The 3021-nt window shown below is 35.7% G+C and carries 4 protein-coding genes; all 4 read left to right on the top strand.

All coding sequences use genetic code 11. The annotated features are described in order from the left end of the window. On the top strand, window positions 1-515 hold a 515-nt coding region (locus AC06OU_RS03110), incomplete at its 5' end, for a flagellin (RefSeq protein WP_475853906.1). 126 nt (window positions 516-641) lie between these two features. Further along, window positions 642-1004 carry a flagellar protein FlaG gene (gene flaG / locus AC06OU_RS03105; protein ID WP_475853905.1) on the top strand — a complete coding sequence of 121 codons (363 nt, stop codon included), beginning with the start codon at window positions 642-644 and terminating at the stop codon, window positions 1002-1004. A 14-nt stretch (window positions 1005-1018) separates the two neighbouring features. After that, complete coding sequence (locus tag AC06OU_RS03100; RefSeq protein WP_475853903.1) at window positions 1019-2509, top strand: flagellar hook-associated protein 2; 1491 nt, start codon at window positions 1019-1021, stop codon at window positions 2507-2509. 28 nt (window positions 2510-2537) lie between these two features. After that, on the top strand, window positions 2538-2939 hold the full coding sequence (gene fliS / locus AC06OU_RS03095; protein ID WP_298470774.1) for a flagellar export chaperone FliS: 402 nt from the start codon (window positions 2538-2540) through the stop codon (window positions 2937-2939). The last annotated feature ends 82 nt before the right edge of the window (window positions 2940-3021 follow it).

Genomic DNA, 3021 nt, shown 5'->3' with positions numbered 1-3021 from the left:
CTCTTCAACCTGAAGATTCCGCTGCTATCAACGCAGAAATTACACAACTAAACGCTGAGTTAGATGGAATTTCTTCACGTACAGAATTTAATGGTAAGAAACTTCTTGATGGTACTTTAACAGCTAATATGCAAATCGGTGCTAATGCTGGACAACAATTAGAAATTACAGTTGGAACTGCTATGAGTTCAACTGGTTTAGCTGTTGGCGGTATCGCTCCTGATGGAACTGCTGCTAAATTCGATACTGATATTGCTGCAGTAGATGCTGCAATCAATACTGTTTCTACTACTCGTTCTGCTCTTGGTGCAAACCAAAATCGTTTAGAGCACACTATTAACAACCTTGGAGCTGCATCTGAGAACTTAACAGCTGCAGAATCACGTATCCGTGACGTTGATATGGCTAAAGAAATGATGGAGTTCACAAAGAACAATATCCTTACTCAAGCAGCTCAATCTATGCTTGCGCAAGCTAACCAACAGCCACAGGGCGTTCTTCAATTATTACGTTAATCTTTTTAAAACTTACGCGTCCGATATATTCGGGCGCGTTTTTTCGTATAGATTTCTATTAAATATAGTTGGATATAGCCGATATAACAGTTAAGGCTATATAAAATATAAGGAGGCAAGATCCGCATGGTAAATCACATTTCTGATTCTGCTAGGAGTTTATCTAAGAATGTTACCGCTAAAGTAAATGGAGCAGAGAAGCAAATAGATGTATCTCCAAACAAAACTATTGAAGCTTCACCAGATGGAGAACAACTAAATTTACCGTCTGAAAAAGCAAAAAAGATGACAGATAGCATGAATAAGTTTTTAGAGACAACTTCTACTGAGCTTCGCTTTAAGTTTCATGAAGAACTAAATACTTATTATGTAACATTAATCGATGCAAATACAGAGGAAATTGTACGTGAAATTCCATCTAAAAAATTGATGGATATGTATGCAGCTATGCGAGATTTTGTCGGATTTTTTGTTGACGAAAAAATATAAGGGATGGTGATTTCATGCGTATTGGTGGATTAGCTAGTGGTATGGATACAGAAACAATCATTAACGATTTAATGAAGGCTGAAAAAACTTCATTAAATAAAGTCACTCAGAAAAAGCAATATACAGAATGGCAATTAGATGATTATCGTTCTGTGAACCGCCAGCTTAATGACTATAGTAATAAATTGTTTGATACTATGATGAAACAGTCTACATTCATGGAAAAAACAGTTAATATTTCTTCGCCTGATGCAATTGCTATTAAAAGCACTAGTGCAACATCTGAGTTCTCTGGAAATATTTCTGTCGAACAATTAGCATCTCAAGCAACTTTGCAAAGTTCTAGTGCAATTACCTTAGACGGGAAAAATATTGATACAAAAGCAACTTTAAAAAGCTTAGGTTTAACTGGATCTAACTCTATAACGATTAATGCAATTGACAAGGATGGGAAGTTTTCTGCCGATAAATCAAAAACTTTAACTTTCGGTGAAGATGATACGTTAGAAACTGTGTTAAAGAAAATTAATAGTGAAACTGGTGTTACGGCATTCTACGACTCCTTTACAGGGAAAATTGCGGTTACCGCAAAAAATTCTGGAAATGTTGCAGATGGACCAGAAATTGTAATTAGCGGTAATCTTGCAGAGACTTTAAAAATTAATGGTGATAATACACAAGCGAATGGAAAAGAAGGACAGAATGCTATCTTTACTTTTAACGGCTTAAAAACAGAGCGTTCTAGCAATTCATTCCAAATCAATGGATTTGAAGTATCTTTGAAACAGACTACTTCCAATCCAGTAACATTCAGCTCTGCACCAGACACGGATAAGATAGTAGATTCTATTAAAACATTTGTAGATGATTACAATAAATTGGTCGAACAGTTAAATACAAAATTACGTGAGACTAAATATCGTGATTATGCACCTCTTTCTTCTGAGCAAAAGGCTGATATGAAAGAAAAGGAAATTGAACTATGGGAAGAAAAAGCAAAAAGTGGTACGCTTAAAAATGATCCAATCATTAGTAATATGCTTCAGAAGATGCGTAGCACGTTGAATGGTGCGGTAGAAGGATCATCAGGTTCTATCCGATTAAGTGATATAGGGATTTCTACTTCCAAGGACTATTTATCAAATGGTAAGTTAGAAATTGATGAAACTAAATTAAGAGAAGCTATCAGTTCAGATCCAAACAAAGTTTATGAGGTTTTCGGCAAATCAAGCACCACTGCTGGAGAAGCAGGTTTAGTCAGCCAAATGAGAACTGCTATTTCTGAAAGTAGAACAAAGCTGACGGATAAGTCTGGACTAACCGGTGCAGCTAATAATACATTCAGCATAGGACGTACGCTGAATAACTTCAATGACCAGATAAGTCGTTTACAAAATCGATTGGAGTTGGTTGAAACTCGTTATTGGAAGCAGTTCACTGCAATGGAGAATGCCATTAACAGAGCCAATAGTCAATCAGCATCTATCGCAGGAATGTTTAGTTAAACCGTAATAAAATAAGAGGAGTGTTCTCATGGCAGTAAACAATGCCTATCAAGCATATCAACAAAATAGTGTAACTCAGTCGTCGCCAGGTGAATTAACATTGATGCTCTATAACGGGTGTCTGAAATTTTTAAACCAAGCTAAAAAAGGAATAGAAGAAAATAATATTGAGCTAAAGAACACGAATCTTCAAAAAGCGCAAAATATAATTCGTGAGCTTATGGTCACTCTAGATATGTCTATTCCTGTATCTGAATCTATGTATTCTTTATACGATTATATGTTAAATCGTTTAATAACTGCTAATATCCAAAATGATAGTGAAATGGTAGATGAAGTCATTGGCTATACAATGGAATTTAGAGATACATGGAAACAGGTCATTCAAATTAATCGCCAAAAACAGTATGGCTCGACGGGTGAAATATGATTCGAGATAGCTTACAGGCTTGGAAGAATGTCACAGAGCAACTCTTAATAGAATTAGATGATCACGATGAAAACAATAGAGA

This window comes from Psychrobacillus sp. (assembly GCF_056205495.1).
Note: the sequence above shows the minus strand (reverse complement) of the source record. Positions and strands in the feature narration are given on the sequence as shown.